The organism is Bradyrhizobium sp. Ce-3 (assembly GCF_022835695.1).
Lineage (GTDB): Bacteria > Pseudomonadota > Alphaproteobacteria > Rhizobiales > Xanthobacteraceae > Bradyrhizobium.
In genome coordinates this window covers 273,108-287,716 of sequence record NZ_BQUV01000005.1, presented here as the reverse complement: position 1 = coordinate 287,716, position 14,609 = coordinate 273,108, and the positions used below count along the sequence as shown (strand labels likewise).

Below are 14,609 nucleotides of genomic sequence, written 5' to 3'. Positions count from 1 at the left end.
CTAGTGCTTCTCTTTGAGAAGGCAGCGGCCATCAATTTCAACGTAAGCTTCGCCGGACCGCGGACACTTCAGGTCGGCGCCGAGCCGCTCGCCGGCCCGGCTCATCCAGCCGATCCGTCTTGCGGGATTTCCTGCCATCAATGCAAACGCAGGAACGTCCTTCGTAATCACCGAACCGGCCCCGATGAAGCAATATTCGCCCAGCGAATGCCCGCAGACGATGGTCGCATTGGCACCGATGCTCACACCGCGTCCGATCGGGGTCTTGCGAAACTCGTCTTTCCGCGAAACATCGGCGCGCGGGTTATTGACATTGGTGAAGACACAGCTCGGACCGCAAAACACGTCGTCCGCAAGCTCGACGCCGTCGTAGATCGAGACGTTGTTCTGGATCTTGCAGCCGTTTCCGATCCTGACATTGGGACCGATCATCACGTTCTGGCCGATCGAGCAATTCTCGCCGATCACCGTGCGCGACAGGATATGGCAAAAGTGCCAGACCTTGGTGCCGCGCCCGAGCACCGCACCGTCGTCGACGTAACTCGACTGATGGATCAGGACGCCCGGGAAGCGCGGATCCTCGCGCATCTCGCTCATTTGTGCATCGCCTTCTGGGCAAAGGCGTGAACGCCATTGCTGCGAACGATCGGCGCCGTGCGGAACGTGGAGACGATATCGATCGAGGGGCGGACTTCGTCAAGGCGGAAGCCGCGGCCGGCGACGATCTCCTCATAACTCCTGGTGTGGAGATCGGTGAATCCTTCGGAGAACTCGACCTCTTCGCCGTCGACGGTGATGGAGCGAAAGGTCGTCTTCTTGCCCTTCACGCCGTCCGGGAGATCGTTGCGGTCCAGCGACAGGAACCAGCTCACGTCGGCGCGCTCGCATTCCAGCGAGCCCGCAGCCCGCTCCGGCTCGCGCAGATGCGCCTCATTGCGGCTGGCGGGTCCGAACACGAAGCTCAGCATGTCGAAGAAGTGCACCCCGATATTGGTCGCGACGCCACCGGACCGGTCTTCTGCGCCTTTCCAGGAGGTGTGATACCAGCGCCCGCGCGACGTGATGTAGGTGAGCTCGACCTTGTGGCGCTTGTTCGAATTCGCGAAACGATCCCGAAGCGCGATGATCGCCGGATGCAGGCGCAATTGCAGGATGGTGGAGATCCGCCGGCCGGTGTCGCGCTCAATGGCCGCCAGACCGTCGATGTCGCCGGGATTGAGCACCAGCGGCTTTTCGCAGATCGCATCGACCCCGGAGCGAAGCGCAAACCGACAGTGCGCGTCGTGAAGGTAGTTCGGCGAGCAGATCGTCATGTAGTCGAGCTTCTTGCCGTCGCGCTGCAACGCCCCGACGTGCCGATCAAACAACTCGAATTCGGTGAAGAACTCGGCGTCGGGAAAATGGCTGTCCATGATTCCCACGGAATCGTTGGGATCGTAGGCCACCGCGAGCTTCCCGCCGGTATCGGCCATCGCCCGCATGTGCCGTGGCGCAATGTAGCCGGCGGCACCGATCAGCGCGTAGATCGTCATGAATTTCCTCTCTTCGAACTCTCTATTTTGTTTAGGCAAGCTGTTTGCTTCAGGCAAGCTACCGCACTCAGGGTGAATCGAGCTCACACCCAAGCCAAAAAATATCCATCACGCCCGCCAGGCGGCAGACGCACTCAAGCCGCGGCGATCAGATCCGCCCCGACAAGAACGCGAACCTTGCGGCCCAGCAGGTTCAAGAGAACCGCCACGCGATGGTGATCGCTGGCATCTTCGACAAGCGCAAGACTGTCGACGAATGCACCCTGGACAATTCGCACGGTGTCACCGGGCGAGAAAGCCGGCCGGCGCACGAGCTGGATGAATCCGGCTTCGTCCTCGCGCGATTTCAGCGTGTCGATGACACCACTTTCCACCTCAGCCGGCCGGTCTCCCACGCACACGAGGTGCGAAACGCCAAGCGTCGATTGAATGGCGCGCCAGCGCTGGGCCGCAACGTCGATGGCGACGAAGAGGTAGCGCGGGAACAGCGGCCGCGGCACCAATTCCACCTTCCGCGCATGACTGCGGCGGCGCTGATAGCGCGGAAGGTAGGTGGCAAATCCCTGTCGCACGAGGCCTGCCGCCGCCTTCGCTTCGGCATTGACCTGCGTCTGCACAACGTACCAGCGCGAACCGGGCTGCATCGCCATCACGCCCCCTGCGGCTGCTTTGGACGCAAGCCCAGCAGGTCCGGAGCGAGCACCTTCTCCGCCCCGAACTCGCTGACCGCCTGGTCGAATACATTTCGCGCGCCGGTCAAATGGGTCACGACGACAGCATCAAACGGTTCGTCCACCAACGCGTAGGAGGAAACCACCTTGACGCCGATAAACCGGGTCACGGTTGCATCGGGATCAACGATCGCTAGGACCGAGATCGGCCCGTCGACCGCGCACAGGATCGCGATTTCGCAAAGGTCCGACTGCCCGGCAAGCACCACCCGCCGGAAGCCACGCGCCTGCGCGCGTTCGAACAGCTTGCCATATTCCTCTTTCGCCTTGCGGAAGAGCGAAAAGGAGTCGGACAGGAACTGGACGGTGAGCCGCGATTTCTCGGAGAAGCCCTGCGGCGTCAGGTAGTAGGCATATCGCCGTGCCGGCGCCGACCCGACCTTGACGAAGCCCTTCTTGATCGTCCGCTTCAGGTAGGCGTTGACCAGGCCGAGCGCGACGCCCAGTTCGGCCGCGATCCGCCGCTGCGATTGCGCGCCATCCGCCTCAAGAGAGGTGAGCAGCCCGAGCACGAGCCGGTCGCTGTCATTCTCATCCGTCGGTAGAGTGCCTGCCATCACGCCTATCCCCACTGGGCAGGCTGATACCTCGTTCACACGATGAACGTCAAGCAAATTCGTTCACACCATGAACACGTCAACTATTTGATTATAAAAGAAATTCCCTCGAAGAGCTGTGTTGCAACGGCCACACTTCAGGCCGGATCACCGGGTTTGGCCAGATACTGCGCAGCAAGCGTCGAATAGCTGTAGCGCTGCGCGGCGGCGACACGATCGCTTCGCGGACGCGCCGGACCGTCGAGAGCGGCGCGCAGGGATGCCGCAAGCGCATCGGCATCGTCAGGAGCGCATCGCGCGGTCACCAGATCCGCGAGACCGGCCAGCGCCCGCTCCTCGCAGGCAATGACGCTGCGCGGCGCGAACAGGCAGTAGTCGAACAGCTTGTTGGGGCTGATGCCATGGTGATAGAGCGCGTTCTTGTGGAAGGCAACCACCGCGCAATCGGAGGCGTGCAGCATGCCGTGCACGACCGACCGATCGACCTCGTTGTGAAACTCCGCATTGCCAAGCGCCGCCGCCCGCTGTTCGAGCGCGCCCCGCGAGGTGCCTGAACCGATCATCACGAAACGAATCTCGGGATTCGACGTGCCGAGGATGGCAGCCGCATCGAGAATCGCCTCCACGGCGTTCGGAGGACCCATGCCGCCGGCATAGAGCACCACCCGCCTACCCTGCTGCCTCAGCAGATTGATGCGATCGATCAGGGGGTGGCGAAGCCCCTCGATCGTCAGCGCGCTCTGGATCTCGCCGTCGGAAACCCCATTCGGAATCCACTGAAACCTGCCGGCCGGCAAGCCGCGCGCCCGCATATGGGGTTCTGCTCCGGCCAGCAGACAGATCACGCGGTCTGCCGCACGATACGCGGAGCGCTCCTTCCAGCCGAGCACCTTCATCAACGGATGCCATGCCGGGGTCATTCCGAGCGCGATGATGCTCTCCGGCCAGAGGTCGCGGACCTCCAGCCAGAACCTCGCATCGAAACGCCGCGCGACCTGATGCGATGCTGAGACGAAGAACAGATGCGGGCTCGACGCGATCATCAGATCCGGTTTGCCGAACTCTGCGGCAATTGCAGCCGCCGCCGAGCCGAAGGCCGGCCCGAAGCTCAAATTGTTGCGGAGCCGCCCCAGGCTGCCGCTGCCATAGCGCGGTGTATCGAGAAACCAGAAGTCGATGTCGTTGATCCGCTGCGGCCCGGGAACGCGCGGCTGCCTGTGCAGATGATGGAAGGCGGCACTGACCACCACCACCCGGTGCCCCATCTTGCCCCAGGCGTCCGCCAGCCAGAACGGACGATAGTGACGCCCCAGGCCGGGTCCGCCGGCAAAGGGATGCACCAGCCAGATGTTCATGCCGCAGCCTCAGACGAGGCAAATCGCCGGTAGAGGCTGTCGAGTTCCGCGGCATCGTGCTGCCAATTAAAGTTCCGGGCAACCGCCGCCCGCCCCGCCAGCCCCAATCCGATCGCCAGTTGAGGGTCGTCCGCGAGCCTGGACAGGCCCTCCAGAAGCGCCGTGCGATCTCTGAGCGACACGACGATGCCGCAGCCGGCGGCCTCGACGATCTCCTTGGATTTCGGCAAATCACTCGAAATGACGGGTAGCCCAGCAGCCATGTATTCAAAAAGCTTGGTTGGAAGTGACAGCAAGTAATTCGGTTCGGGCAACAGCAAATTGAGTCCGATGAGACTTTCATTCAGCAGCGTCGCGATCTCACTGCGTCCCAGCGTGCCCCTGTATGACACGTCGGCGGATGATTTCTCAAGCCAGGCCTGTTCTTCGCGGCCAATGGTCCCGGCCAGCACGAGCGGCAGGCCCACCGCGGCGCAGGCTTCCACCATTTCGACCAGCCCGCGATCGAAGCTGGTGCGGCCAACATACACCGCCTGGCGGAGCCGCTTCGTGATCGGCGTCGGCGCGATGAATTCGTCGAGCCGTACGGTGTTCCTGACCAGCGTGACGTCGGCGCCATAGCCTTGAAAGCGATCCGCGATCGCCGGAGTCGCCGCCACGACTGCATCAAAGCGCCGCGCGGCGCTCCGCTCCACCAGCTCCATCGCGCGCGCCACAAAAGGCCGCATCCACGGCCAGATCCAGCGCTTGGAATGAATGTCCGACGGCACGTCCTCGTGCACGTCATAGACCACCTTGCAACGCTGGCGCCTAAGCAAGAGCGCAAACGGGATCAGCTCGGGATCGTGGAATTGCACCACATCGGCGCCGGATGCGCGGGCAAGCGCGATCGCCGCCCTCCCCGCAACCCACGGACGCTTCCATCGGGCGACCGAAGGCTGCTCGATCAGCTTGAACGCGATGCGCCCGCTGTCGCCTGGGCGCGGCGGCCGCGCCACGACGGTCACCTCGTGACCTGCCTCGGACAGGCTTCGCGCTTCCTTCTCAACAATTCTGATGTCGTTGGCCGAATGGACACTCGACAGCATGCAGATCTTCATGGGGCTCCAACCCGGAAGCGTTCGCCCCACAGCGCCACGCAATAGAGCCGCCAGCGCATTCCGAGGTCGAGCCGGTGGAATTTCCTCTTCACTGCAGCCATGTCGACGTAGCGGGCAAGCAGCGCGCTGCCGATCACCTTGTCATACATCGCCGGCGAGTGTCGGTTGAGCCAGAGCTGATCGGGAGCGGCAAAGCCGATCTTGTCCGTGCGCCAGCAGATGTTCGCCGGAAGGACATCCTGCATGGCAGCGCGAAGCGGCCATTTCGTCCAGCCGTGATTGACCTTGATCCGGGTCGGCAAGCCCAGGGAGAATTCGACAAAGCGGTAGTCTAGAAACGGCAATCGTGTTTCGATGCCGAACCGCATCGAATTCTTGTCCTCGAAACGCAGCAGCATCGGCAGGTTGGTTTCGGTGATCTCCAGAACCTGCATCTCCCGTGCATCGTTGGTGTTTCGCGCAAAGCGGCGAAGCGATTCCGGCAGCGCAGGATCCTTCAGGAATGCATAGCGCCAACGATAGACGGCTGCTCGCAATCCCGCCACGCTGGCCCCGAACAGATACATCAGCAGGCGACTGGCCGAAACGCCTGCCTTCCTCGCCGCGCCGAAGGCGGAGAAAAATCCGCGCACACCCGAGCGATGAAAGTGGTCGCGGAGCCAGGCCGCATAATAGCGATGATAGCCCAGCAGCGTTTCATCGCCGCCCTGACCGTCGAGCAGCACAATCACACCGTTCGCGCGCGCCGTCTTCATCACCTCATATTGCATCATGATCGAGGGGCCTCCGAATGGCTCTTCCTGAACCTCGAGCAGGGTCTCCGCCGTCGACGCGAATTCCTCATAGCCCGGCTTGGTGCGCAACCAGTTCAGCTCGGCGCTTGCCACGATTTCGGCCGCGTAGGCTTCCTCATTGTTGGTTTTCTGCTCGCTGACCGCGGTGATGGCAAAGAAGCGATCGTTGGAGGTCGTCGCATAGCGCCTTGCAGCCAGCGTCGCGACGCTCGAACTGTCCAACCCTCCCGACAGGCAGGTTCCGACGCGAACGTCCGAGCGCAGGCGCAGACGCGTCGCGTCGTCGAGCAGCTCGCGCAGCAATTTGGCTGCATCCTGCCCGTCAGCCACGTCCGGACGAGGCGCCAGCGCATAATAGCGCTCCGTCTTGATCCGGCCGGTCGCCACGTCGACGCGCATCTTGTGTCCGGGGGCGAGCTTGTCGATGCCCTTGAAGAAAGTGCGATTGGTATGGTCGCTCAGGCCGCAGACCAGAAAATCCCTGACAAGTTCGTCGTCGGCGACGGAGCGCCCGATCAACGGCAACAACTGGCGAATCTCTGAACCGAATGCGAACTGCGTCGCCGTGTCGGCATAGTAGAATGGCTTCACACCGAAGCGGTCGCGCGCGCAGAACAGCGTATTGTCGCGTTCGTCATGGATTGCGAACGCCCACATGCCGTTGAAGCGATCGAGGCAACTTTCGCCCCAGTGGACATAGGCGGCCAGCAGGACCTCGGTGTCCGAAGCGGTGTGGAAGACATGCCCGAGCGCCTCGAGTTCCGCGCGGAGCTCGAGGTAGTTGTAGATTTCACCGTTGTAGGTGATCCAGATCGGAAGCAGCCTGTCGCGCATCGGCTGGGCACCGTCGTCGGTCAGATCGATGATGGCGAGGCGCCGGTGTCCCAACCCGACATTGCCATTGACCCTCACCCCGCGCCCATCCGGCCCACGGTGCGCGACCAGATCGGTCAGGCGATCGACTTGATCAGCATCAACGAGCCCGTTCTTGGCGATGAGGCCGAATATGCCGCACACGTGGGACTAACCTGTTCGTCTGGGTTTCGTGGACAATTCGACGGCATGCAGGGTCTGGCGGCTGCGGCACATCCGGCCCGGCGCCTGAGCTCTCCTGTACCCCGTTCACGCGATGAACGTCAACCACGCCGGGTGGGATGAGCGGCGGCGTGATCTGCTGTGCTCAACGCCGGCTTCCAACGTCGGCGGGTTCGCCGGCATCCTGACCGGCCGCCTGGCGCATCGTCGCCGCGAAGGTTGCCGCGAATGCCCTGACATTGTCATCCTGGTGCGGCACGACATTTCGCACGACGAGCCCGCGCGCCTGCTGTGAGGCCCGCATCAGCTGGTCCGCCAGCGCGGCCGGATCATCGACGCCGAAATAGCGGGCGGCACCCGCAGTCTGCTCCCGGTGCACGTCGATGTCGGACAGGATCATCGGAACGCCGAACGATTTCGCCTCCTCGACGGTCGTGCTCCATCCCTCGAAGCGCGATGGATTGAGCAGCGCCGTCGACGCCCGCAGCAGCGCGTAGACATGCGGCAACGGAATCACGCCGAGGTGCCGAAAGTTCGCTTCGAGCCCGCGGCTTTTGATCTCGGAATTGACCAGATCATAATAGCCCGGCTCGCGTCGATCTTCCGTACTGCCGGACGCACAGACAACCACGTCGACCCCACGTCGCTTCAGGATCGTCAAGGCGTCGACGACGAGCTGATGGTTCTTGTGGCGATAGAACTGATTGGGCAGGTAGAAATAGTTCTGCGGCAGGTGATAGGACGCGATGACTTCCGACGGGTCCGTATTCAGGAACGCGTCCGGCGGCTGGGTCGCAAAGCGAACGACGCTGACCCGATTTGTGGCGCGCGGATAGCAAGCCCTGAAATCGCGGAACGCGCTCTCGCTGCTCAGCATGATGGTCCGCCCTGATGCGATCTGGACGCGAAAGCCGATCTCGCGACGCCAGCGTGCCGTTCTCGGAAACAGCTGAGGCAGCGAGCGGTGCTGCAGATCGGGAATCCACGCCACCGTCGGGATCGCCAGCCGCCAGCCGAAGAAGCGCGCGGCCTCAACGACGACATCGACGCGCGCGGAGCGAAACGCCGCCGCAGCTCCGCTGTCCAGACCAAGCCCGAGCGCGGCAGCGAGACCCGGCTGTCCGTCGAATGCTTCGGACCTGACGACCTCGACGCCGGGTACTGAGGCAAGCACCGCGAGTTCATTCTCGTCAGCTCCCGTCCCCGCAAAGATGACCGGAGTTAGTTCGCCGGGCAAAAACCGGTCGAGCGCCGCGAACAGGTTGCGCTGATAATTGTAGCCGCCGGCCCAAAGCCGTCGCGAGATGTGACTGAACGCGAACCGCAATGGGCGGGACGTCACGAAGCCTGCCCCTTGAACCAGGCCACATAGTCGGCAAGGCCCGGATCGAGCGGAATGCGCCAATCGAACCCGATCCGGCGCAGCATGGCATCGTCGGCCAACAGGCTGACGGGATCGCCGGGCCGGCTTACTCCGGAGTGTCGTACCGCCGTGTTGCTGCCCCACTGCCGGATCAGGCCGGCTGCAATATCGCCAACGCTCGTGCCTCGGCCCGAACCGCCATTGATGACCCGGAAGGTCTCCTGCGGCGCCGGTTCCGCGACACCCGCAAGCAGCCTTGCGACATCGCGAACGTCGGTCCAGTCGCGGATTTCGTTGCCAGTCCCGCCAAGCGTGAGCACCTGCTCCCTGGCCTGCAGCCGCGAGCAGATGTCCCAGAGCAGTTGCTTGCGCAAATTCGGGCCGTAGACCGAGAACAGCCGAACGATCGTGCAACGGATGCCGAACGACTGCGCGTAGCTCCGGCACAATTGCTCCATCATCAGCTTGTGCTGCCCATAGGGCGACATCGGCGTTGCGACGGCAGTTTCAGCGATCGGGCCGAGGTGATCGGCCCCGTAAACGGCCGCGCTCGACGCCGCGATCACTGCACAGTCCGGCGCCGATCCGCGCAGCCATTCGAGCAGCCGCGCGGTGCTCGCGACGGTCCGCGAGAAATCCTCGAACGGCCGCTCGATCGAGACGCCGACGGACGATCCACCGGCCAGATGAAACAGATGCGTCGGCAGCCCCTGCGCAGCCGCGAGCGCATCGAGATTGGCCGGCTCGATCTCGCCGTTGATCCAGCTCTGCAGACCAAGCCGCCGGGTTTCCGTTGCGTCAAGCGCCCCGTGTCCGACGCCGTGCACCGCATGGCCCGCGCCCGCCAGCTCGTGCACGAGATGGCGTCCGATGAACCCGTTCGCGCCTGTAACCCAGACGATCATCGCTCAGGCCTTGTGACAGACGAAGGAGTAGAGCCGGCCCGGCCGATTGTCGAAACGTTCGGCCATCGACAGCAGCGAGACGAACAGGCGGCGCGATCCGAGCGCGGTTCGCCACAGCGGCGCCACCGGAATCTTTTGCGCCAACTTGGTCACGATCGCAGCCTTCAGGGTTTCCTGCGTGTAGGGAAACAGGTTGATCGGGCTTTGCAGCGGCGCCAGCGTGTCGATCTTCGAAAACCCCGCGCTGGTCAACGCGCCGGTGTAACGATCGAGCAGGAAGGCATGCTCGCCCCCGTAAAGATGGTGCAACGGGTGCTGCGCGAGGAACTGCGGAAGATCCGCCTCCTTGCTGATGACATGCTCGCGCGCCGCGATCAGCATGCCACCGGGCCGCAGCACGCGGAACATCTCCCGGCATGCCCCCTCGAGATCGCGCGTGTGGTGCAGCACGGCGCGGGCAAAGACGACAGCGAATGTCGCATCGGCGAACGGCAGCCGCTCGGAAAACTCCTCGACCACCTGGATCGGCAATTGCGCCTGCTGCGCCAGCCCCCGGATCGCCGCCGCGCCCACGATCGCGCTGGGATCCGGCTCGAGCGCCGTCACCTCGAAGCCGCTTCGGGCGAGCGCATAGCTCGCAATTCCACGACCGGCGCCGACATCGAGCGCGGTGCCGGATCGGCCCGCCAGCAGCGAGGCGACGGCCTGCCACTCCGAGCTCTGGAAATAGCGCTCGGCAGCGTCCGCGAGGGGATCGTCGTAGAATGCGTCGAGCACGAGCTGGTGCTGGTCGGGCTGGTTGCGCAGCCAGACCACCGCATCCTCCCAGGTGGTAAACTTGCGCTCACCGCTCATCGGGGCCAAGCTCCCTCACCATCACGGCCGGATTGCCCGCCACGATCGAAAACGGCGCAACATCCTTGGTCACGACCGCGCCGGCCGCGACGATGGCGCCCTGCCCGACAGTCACGCCGCGCAAGACCATTGCGCCCGCACCGACCCAGGCGTCATCGCAGATCCTGACCGGGCTCTCGTCGAGCGAGATATCTTTCGGATGTCCGCGCGTGAAGATCTGCTGGACCTGACGGTGGCGCTCCGCCGCCCGCAGCGGGTGCGTCAGATTGTCGAAGACATTCGCCGAATGCGAGATCAGCACGCGATTGCCGATCTCGATCGAGGTCGCCGACCAGATCCTGGTTCCCTCTCCGATGTAGCACCACTCGCCGATTTTGATCTCGCCACCATGCGCGAAGGTCAGGAGCTCGCCCAGGATGCGGCTGTTACGGCCGACGACGATCTTGTCGGAATCGCCGCGAATGTTTCTGATCCTGGCAGCGCGGCCGAGCGCCGCGTCCGGCTGCAAGCGGCACGTCGCGCGGCCGATCAGGCGCTGGATCAGGTAATCGACATTCATGCGGTCAACTGCAGGCAAGCCACGGCGCGCGACGACGCCGCAAGATCATCGCCCTGCCCCTTGCCGGTGTGAACGTCGAAGACGGTGGCGTCGGCGAGCGCTTCGGCGCTCTGGCGCGACCAGCCCTGCCGCGAATAGCCGAAATAGTCGACCTGGTGGGATACCGCGCCGAATGCCTCGATGATCCGCTCGATCATGGCGAGGTCGAACACCTGATACCAGCCGAGATTGTCGCGCTTGCCGAACGGCACGGAGATCAGGCAGGTCCCGCCCGGCTTGAGGATGCGCTTGAATTCCTTCACCGCCGGAACGAAGCCGTCCCGATCGGTCTCGGCGTCGCGCGGATCGCCCGTGTACAGCAACTGATTGTCGAGGCCGATATGCTCGATCGTCGAAATGCTGGCGACGGTGTCGAACACCTGATCGCCGAACATCGTCTTGCGGAGGTCGCCGAACACGTAGGAGTAGCCATCGTGCCAATAGCACCGCTTCTCCGGCGCCAGCGTCATGATGGTGAGATCGGCACCACGGAACGGCGGACGCTGCAGCAGGAAGTCGTGATTGAACGTCGACCCCGCATCCAGCATCTTGCCGACATTGTTCAATCGGCCGTAGACCCAGGGATATTCCACCACGCGTTCATCCATGGCGACGCCGTAGCCAGGTGGAAGCTCCTTACCCGCCTGAAGCAGGCCCGCGTCGATGGCGCCGGTGATCGTGTCGCGCTTGACGGTCTGATAGCCCGGGCCGAACGGCCGCGGCCGCAACCTGAACAGCGGCACGGCAAGCCCGTCGGCCAACCATTTCAGTTGATGGATCAAGTCACTTCCAGACATCATCTCGGCCCGATCGCCCGCCCGCTGGCCGGCTCTGTGCCCCCTCTAGCACGGCTCAATCCGCGCGACGAGATCGATAAACTGTGCCCATTGCGAGGCCTTGCTGTAGGTCTCCTGCACGCGCTGCCGGCCGGAAGTGGCGATCCCGGCCCATTGCGGCCAATCCTGCAGGCTGCCTGAAATCGTCGCGGCGGCCCGTTCAGGCGCGTCGTAGGTGCGCATCGTGACACCATCCTGCATCGCTTCGGGATAGTTGCCGGCGTCAGACACAAGCAGCGAGCCGCAGCCCATCGCCTCAAAGCAGCGCATGTTGCCGCGATCGTTACCGGCCATGTCGATGGCACCGTTGAGCACGATCTTCGCCGACCCGAACAGCTCGTAGAGGTCCCGGCCGAACAGCGGCATCCTAGCGATTCGCGCGATGACGTCGGGGCGCCGGTGTTTCCCCAGTGGCAGTAACCGCCCGACCGCGCTTTCGGCGAGCCGCGTCAGCCGCGACGCATCGAGGCAGAACACGATGTTGCGATCGGCCGCCAGCGCCGCGACCTGCTCGAGTGTCCGGCCCCGCGCGCTATGATGCCGCGAATATCCGCCGACAAACGCCACGTCGATCGGACGTTCGCCGTTGCCATACTGCGCCATCACAGGATCGATCGCCGGGAAGAACAGCTCCGCGCGGCAACCCTTGCCGCGCCACGCATCGAGGATCGAGGGGAAGTTTCCAAGCACCGCGCCATAGGCGCTCAGGTCGGCATTTCCCGATGGCGCCGCGCGCCAGCACAGCGTCTTCTTCACGCAGCCGGGAAGCTTGGCGACGAACGCACTCGGATAACGCACCGGATCGAGATTGTAGAACACCTCGGTTCCGTGATGCTCGATCTGCGCAAGCAAGATGGCTTCGAGCGTCGGCGTGCCCTGCATGCCTTGCTCTCGCGCCCACTGGCGTTGCAGCACTTCGTCGTCGGCATTGGTGAAGAAGGCCTCAGGTGCGCCGTCGAGCACGGGCTTGAGGAAATGCGCCGCGCCAAAGCGATCATCCAAGAACACGTCGCGGCGCGCCGCGAAGGTCGACGCCTTGGCCGCGAGCTGGTTCAGCCGCGGCAGATAGGACGGATAGAGACCGCTATTCTGGAACAGACGCATCGGTTACGCGGTCCTCGCCAACATCCATTTCATGTTCAGATACGGCCAGATCCGGCCGACGGATTCCCAATCCCAGCTTTGCGACGTCGTCAAGCGACCGACCATTTTTTGCAGCGGCGCCTCGTCGACGAACTCGGCGAATGCCGGGACCTTGCGATCGAGCAATTCCGCGGTCCAGCCCGCCAACGGCCCGTTCAGCCATTCCGGCATCGGCGAATTGAAGCCGACCTTGCGGCGCGCGGTGCGGATGCTTTCGGGCATCAAATTCGCCATCGCCTGTCGCGCCACCACCTTGGTCATGCCATCGGCCGCCTTGCTCGCCTCCGGCAGCGCCATCGTGTAGGTCACCAGCCGCCAGTCCATGAACGGCATCCGCACTTCGATCCCGTGCGCCATCGAGAGCCGGTCGAAATTGCGCAGAATTGTGGGCAGCGTGGTCGAGTGGAACATGCGATAGAGACGCCGGTTCAGCGCGCCCCATGCGCTCGGCAATTCGTCGTCCTCGGCGACCAGCGGCAGCGGCGCCGGCATCGCCGTCAGTCCTCCACGCAGGAAATAGTGCCCCTGGCGCCGGATCATCTGCGCGCGCAGGAAGTCGATGCCGCGCTGCGCGAGTTGCGATCGTGACGTGAGCGCGGCCGCAGCGTTGCGGATCTTGAATGCGGTCGACTGGCCTTCCTGCAGATAGGCGCCCATCAATTCGTCTGCCCCATGGCCATCAAGCGACACCGTGACGTTCTGGCGGCGCAGTTCGCGATAGATCAGCCACGGCGCGCTCGGCAAGCCAATGTAAACGTCGTCATTGTCGTCGAGGATCCGGTCAAGATCGGTGAGCGCGTCGGCGCGTCCGATCTCGAGAAAGCTCGGCGCCACGCCGGCCCACGCGGCGGCTTCCTCCGCCATCGGCCGTTCGTCATTGCTGGCGCCGGGAAAGGTCGCGACGAAGGCGTGGCGCCAGGCCGTCGAGTCCCGCGGTCCCATGCCCGCCTTCTCATGGGTCGCCATCGCGCAGATCACCGCTGACGAGTCGAAGCCGCCGGACAGGCAGGTCCCGATCGGAACGTCGCTGCGCATGCGCAAGGCGACGGAATCCTGGAACAGCTCGCGAAACCGCGCGACGCGTTCGGCTTCCGTATCCGGGATCTCGGGCAGATGATCCACGGTCCGCCACCAGCGGCGCACCTGCACCCGCCCCTGGCGCAACCACATGCAATGGCCGCCCTGCAGGCGGCGGAGTTGCGCAAACAACGTCCGCTCGCTGCCCTCGATGCCGAACGGGTCGAGCAACAGCCGCCGCGCCACGTCGACGTCGAGCGACGTCTCGACCAGTCCGCTGCGCGCCAGCGCCCGCTGCTCGGATGCGAACACGAACCGCTCGGACGACAGCGCGTACAGCATCGGCTTGATACCGAAGCGGTCGCGTGCGAGGAACAGATCGTCGGTGACCGTGTCGTAGATCGCCAGCGCCCACATGCCGTTGAAGCGCAGCAGCATGTCCTCGCCCCACGCTTGCCAGGCGGCCAGGATCACTTCGGTGTCGGACTGGCTGCGGAACACCGCGCCCTTCGCCTCGAGTTCGCGGCGCAGTTCGAGGAAGTTGTAGATCTCGCCGTTGTAGACGATCACGTGGCGGGCATCGCCCGACACCATCGGCTGATAGCCGCCCTCGCCGGGATCGATGATGGCGAGCCGGCGATGACCGAGCGCGACGTTTCGCTTCGCGTTGAACCAGGTGCCCTCGCCGAACGGGCCGCGATGCGCGATCAGGCTGGTCAGCCGCGAGATGTCGGCCGGCTCCACGGGAGCGCCGCGCAGATTGACGATGCCTGCGATACCGCACATGT

Annotated in this window: 14 protein-coding genes; all 14 read right to left on the bottom strand. The window is 64.0% G+C overall.

All coding sequences use genetic code 11. From position 1 onward, the window contains the following. The 14 genes from BRSPCE3_RS19285 to asnB (BRSPCE3_RS19220) all read right to left on the bottom strand — a co-directional run bounded on the left by BRSPCE3_RS19285 (position 1) and on the right by asnB (BRSPCE3_RS19220) (position 14,607). Positions 1-597, bottom strand: a complete 597-nt coding sequence (locus BRSPCE3_RS19285) for an acyltransferase (RefSeq protein ID WP_244067656.1) — start codon at positions 595-597, stop codon at positions 1-3. Beyond that, positions 594-1,532 carry a Gfo/Idh/MocA family protein gene (locus BRSPCE3_RS19280; RefSeq protein WP_244067654.1) on the bottom strand — a complete coding sequence of 313 codons (939 nt, stop codon included), beginning with the start codon at positions 1,530-1,532 and terminating at the stop codon, positions 594-596. Before BRSPCE3_RS19280 ends, BRSPCE3_RS19285 begins: the two co-directional genes overlap by 4 nt. A 134-nt stretch (positions 1,533-1,666) precedes the next feature. Next, positions 1,667-2,182, bottom strand: coding sequence for a transcription termination/antitermination protein NusG (locus BRSPCE3_RS19275; protein ID WP_244067651.1), 516 nt, complete (start codon positions 2,180-2,182; stop codon positions 1,667-1,669). Further along, a complete protein-coding gene (locus BRSPCE3_RS19270; protein ID WP_244067649.1) occupies positions 2,182-2,820 on the bottom strand; it encodes a winged helix-turn-helix transcriptional regulator in 639 nt (212 codons plus the stop codon). Before BRSPCE3_RS19270 ends, BRSPCE3_RS19275 begins: the two co-directional genes overlap by 1 nt. 137 nt (positions 2,821-2,957) lie before the next feature. Beyond that, positions 2,958-4,175, bottom strand: coding sequence for a glycosyltransferase family 4 protein (locus tag BRSPCE3_RS19265; protein ID WP_244067648.1), 1,218 nt, complete (start codon positions 4,173-4,175; stop codon positions 2,958-2,960). Next, on the bottom strand, positions 4,172-5,275 hold the full coding sequence (locus BRSPCE3_RS19260) for a glycosyltransferase family 4 protein (protein ID WP_244067647.1): 1,104 nt from the start codon (positions 5,273-5,275) through the stop codon (positions 4,172-4,174). Before BRSPCE3_RS19260 ends, BRSPCE3_RS19265 begins: the two co-directional genes overlap by 4 nt. Then, a complete protein-coding gene (asnB, locus tag BRSPCE3_RS19255; RefSeq protein ID WP_244067646.1) occupies positions 5,272-7,086 on the bottom strand; it encodes an asparagine synthase (glutamine-hydrolyzing) in 1,815 nt (604 codons plus the stop codon). The genes BRSPCE3_RS19260 and asnB (BRSPCE3_RS19255) overlap by 4 nt, the downstream gene beginning before the upstream one ends. A gap of 163 nt (positions 7,087-7,249) precedes the next feature. After that, positions 7,250-8,446, bottom strand: coding sequence for a glycosyltransferase family 1 protein (locus BRSPCE3_RS19250; RefSeq protein ID WP_244067645.1), 1,197 nt, complete (start codon positions 8,444-8,446; stop codon positions 7,250-7,252). Then, on the bottom strand, positions 8,443-9,372 hold the full coding sequence (locus BRSPCE3_RS19245) for an NAD(P)-dependent oxidoreductase (RefSeq protein ID WP_244067644.1): 930 nt from the start codon (positions 9,370-9,372) through the stop codon (positions 8,443-8,445). Before BRSPCE3_RS19245 ends, BRSPCE3_RS19250 begins: the two co-directional genes overlap by 4 nt. Before the next feature lie 3 nt (positions 9,373-9,375). Next, positions 9,376-10,227, bottom strand: coding sequence for a class I SAM-dependent methyltransferase (locus BRSPCE3_RS19240; protein ID WP_244067643.1), 852 nt, complete (start codon positions 10,225-10,227; stop codon positions 9,376-9,378). Then, entirely contained in the window at positions 10,217-10,786 is a 570-nt protein-coding gene (locus tag BRSPCE3_RS19235; protein ID WP_244067641.1) for a DapH/DapD/GlmU-related protein, read from the bottom strand. Before BRSPCE3_RS19235 ends, BRSPCE3_RS19240 begins: the two co-directional genes overlap by 11 nt. Then, the gene (locus BRSPCE3_RS19230) at positions 10,783-11,607 is read right to left on the bottom strand and encodes a methyltransferase domain-containing protein (protein ID WP_244067640.1); all 825 of its coding nucleotides are present in this window, start codon (positions 11,605-11,607) and stop codon (positions 10,783-10,785) included. Before BRSPCE3_RS19230 ends, BRSPCE3_RS19235 begins: the two co-directional genes overlap by 4 nt. A 60-nt stretch (positions 11,608-11,667) precedes the next feature. After that, a complete protein-coding gene (locus BRSPCE3_RS19225; RefSeq protein ID WP_244067638.1) occupies positions 11,668-12,765 on the bottom strand; it encodes a glycosyltransferase in 1,098 nt (365 codons plus the stop codon). A 3-nt stretch (positions 12,766-12,768) separates the two neighbouring features. Then, positions 12,769-14,607: an asparagine synthase (glutamine-hydrolyzing) gene (asnB, locus tag BRSPCE3_RS19220; RefSeq protein WP_244067636.1), complete on the bottom strand. Its 1,839-nt coding sequence runs from the start codon at positions 14,605-14,607 to the stop codon at positions 12,769-12,771. Between the last annotated feature and the right edge of the window lie 2 nt (positions 14,608-14,609).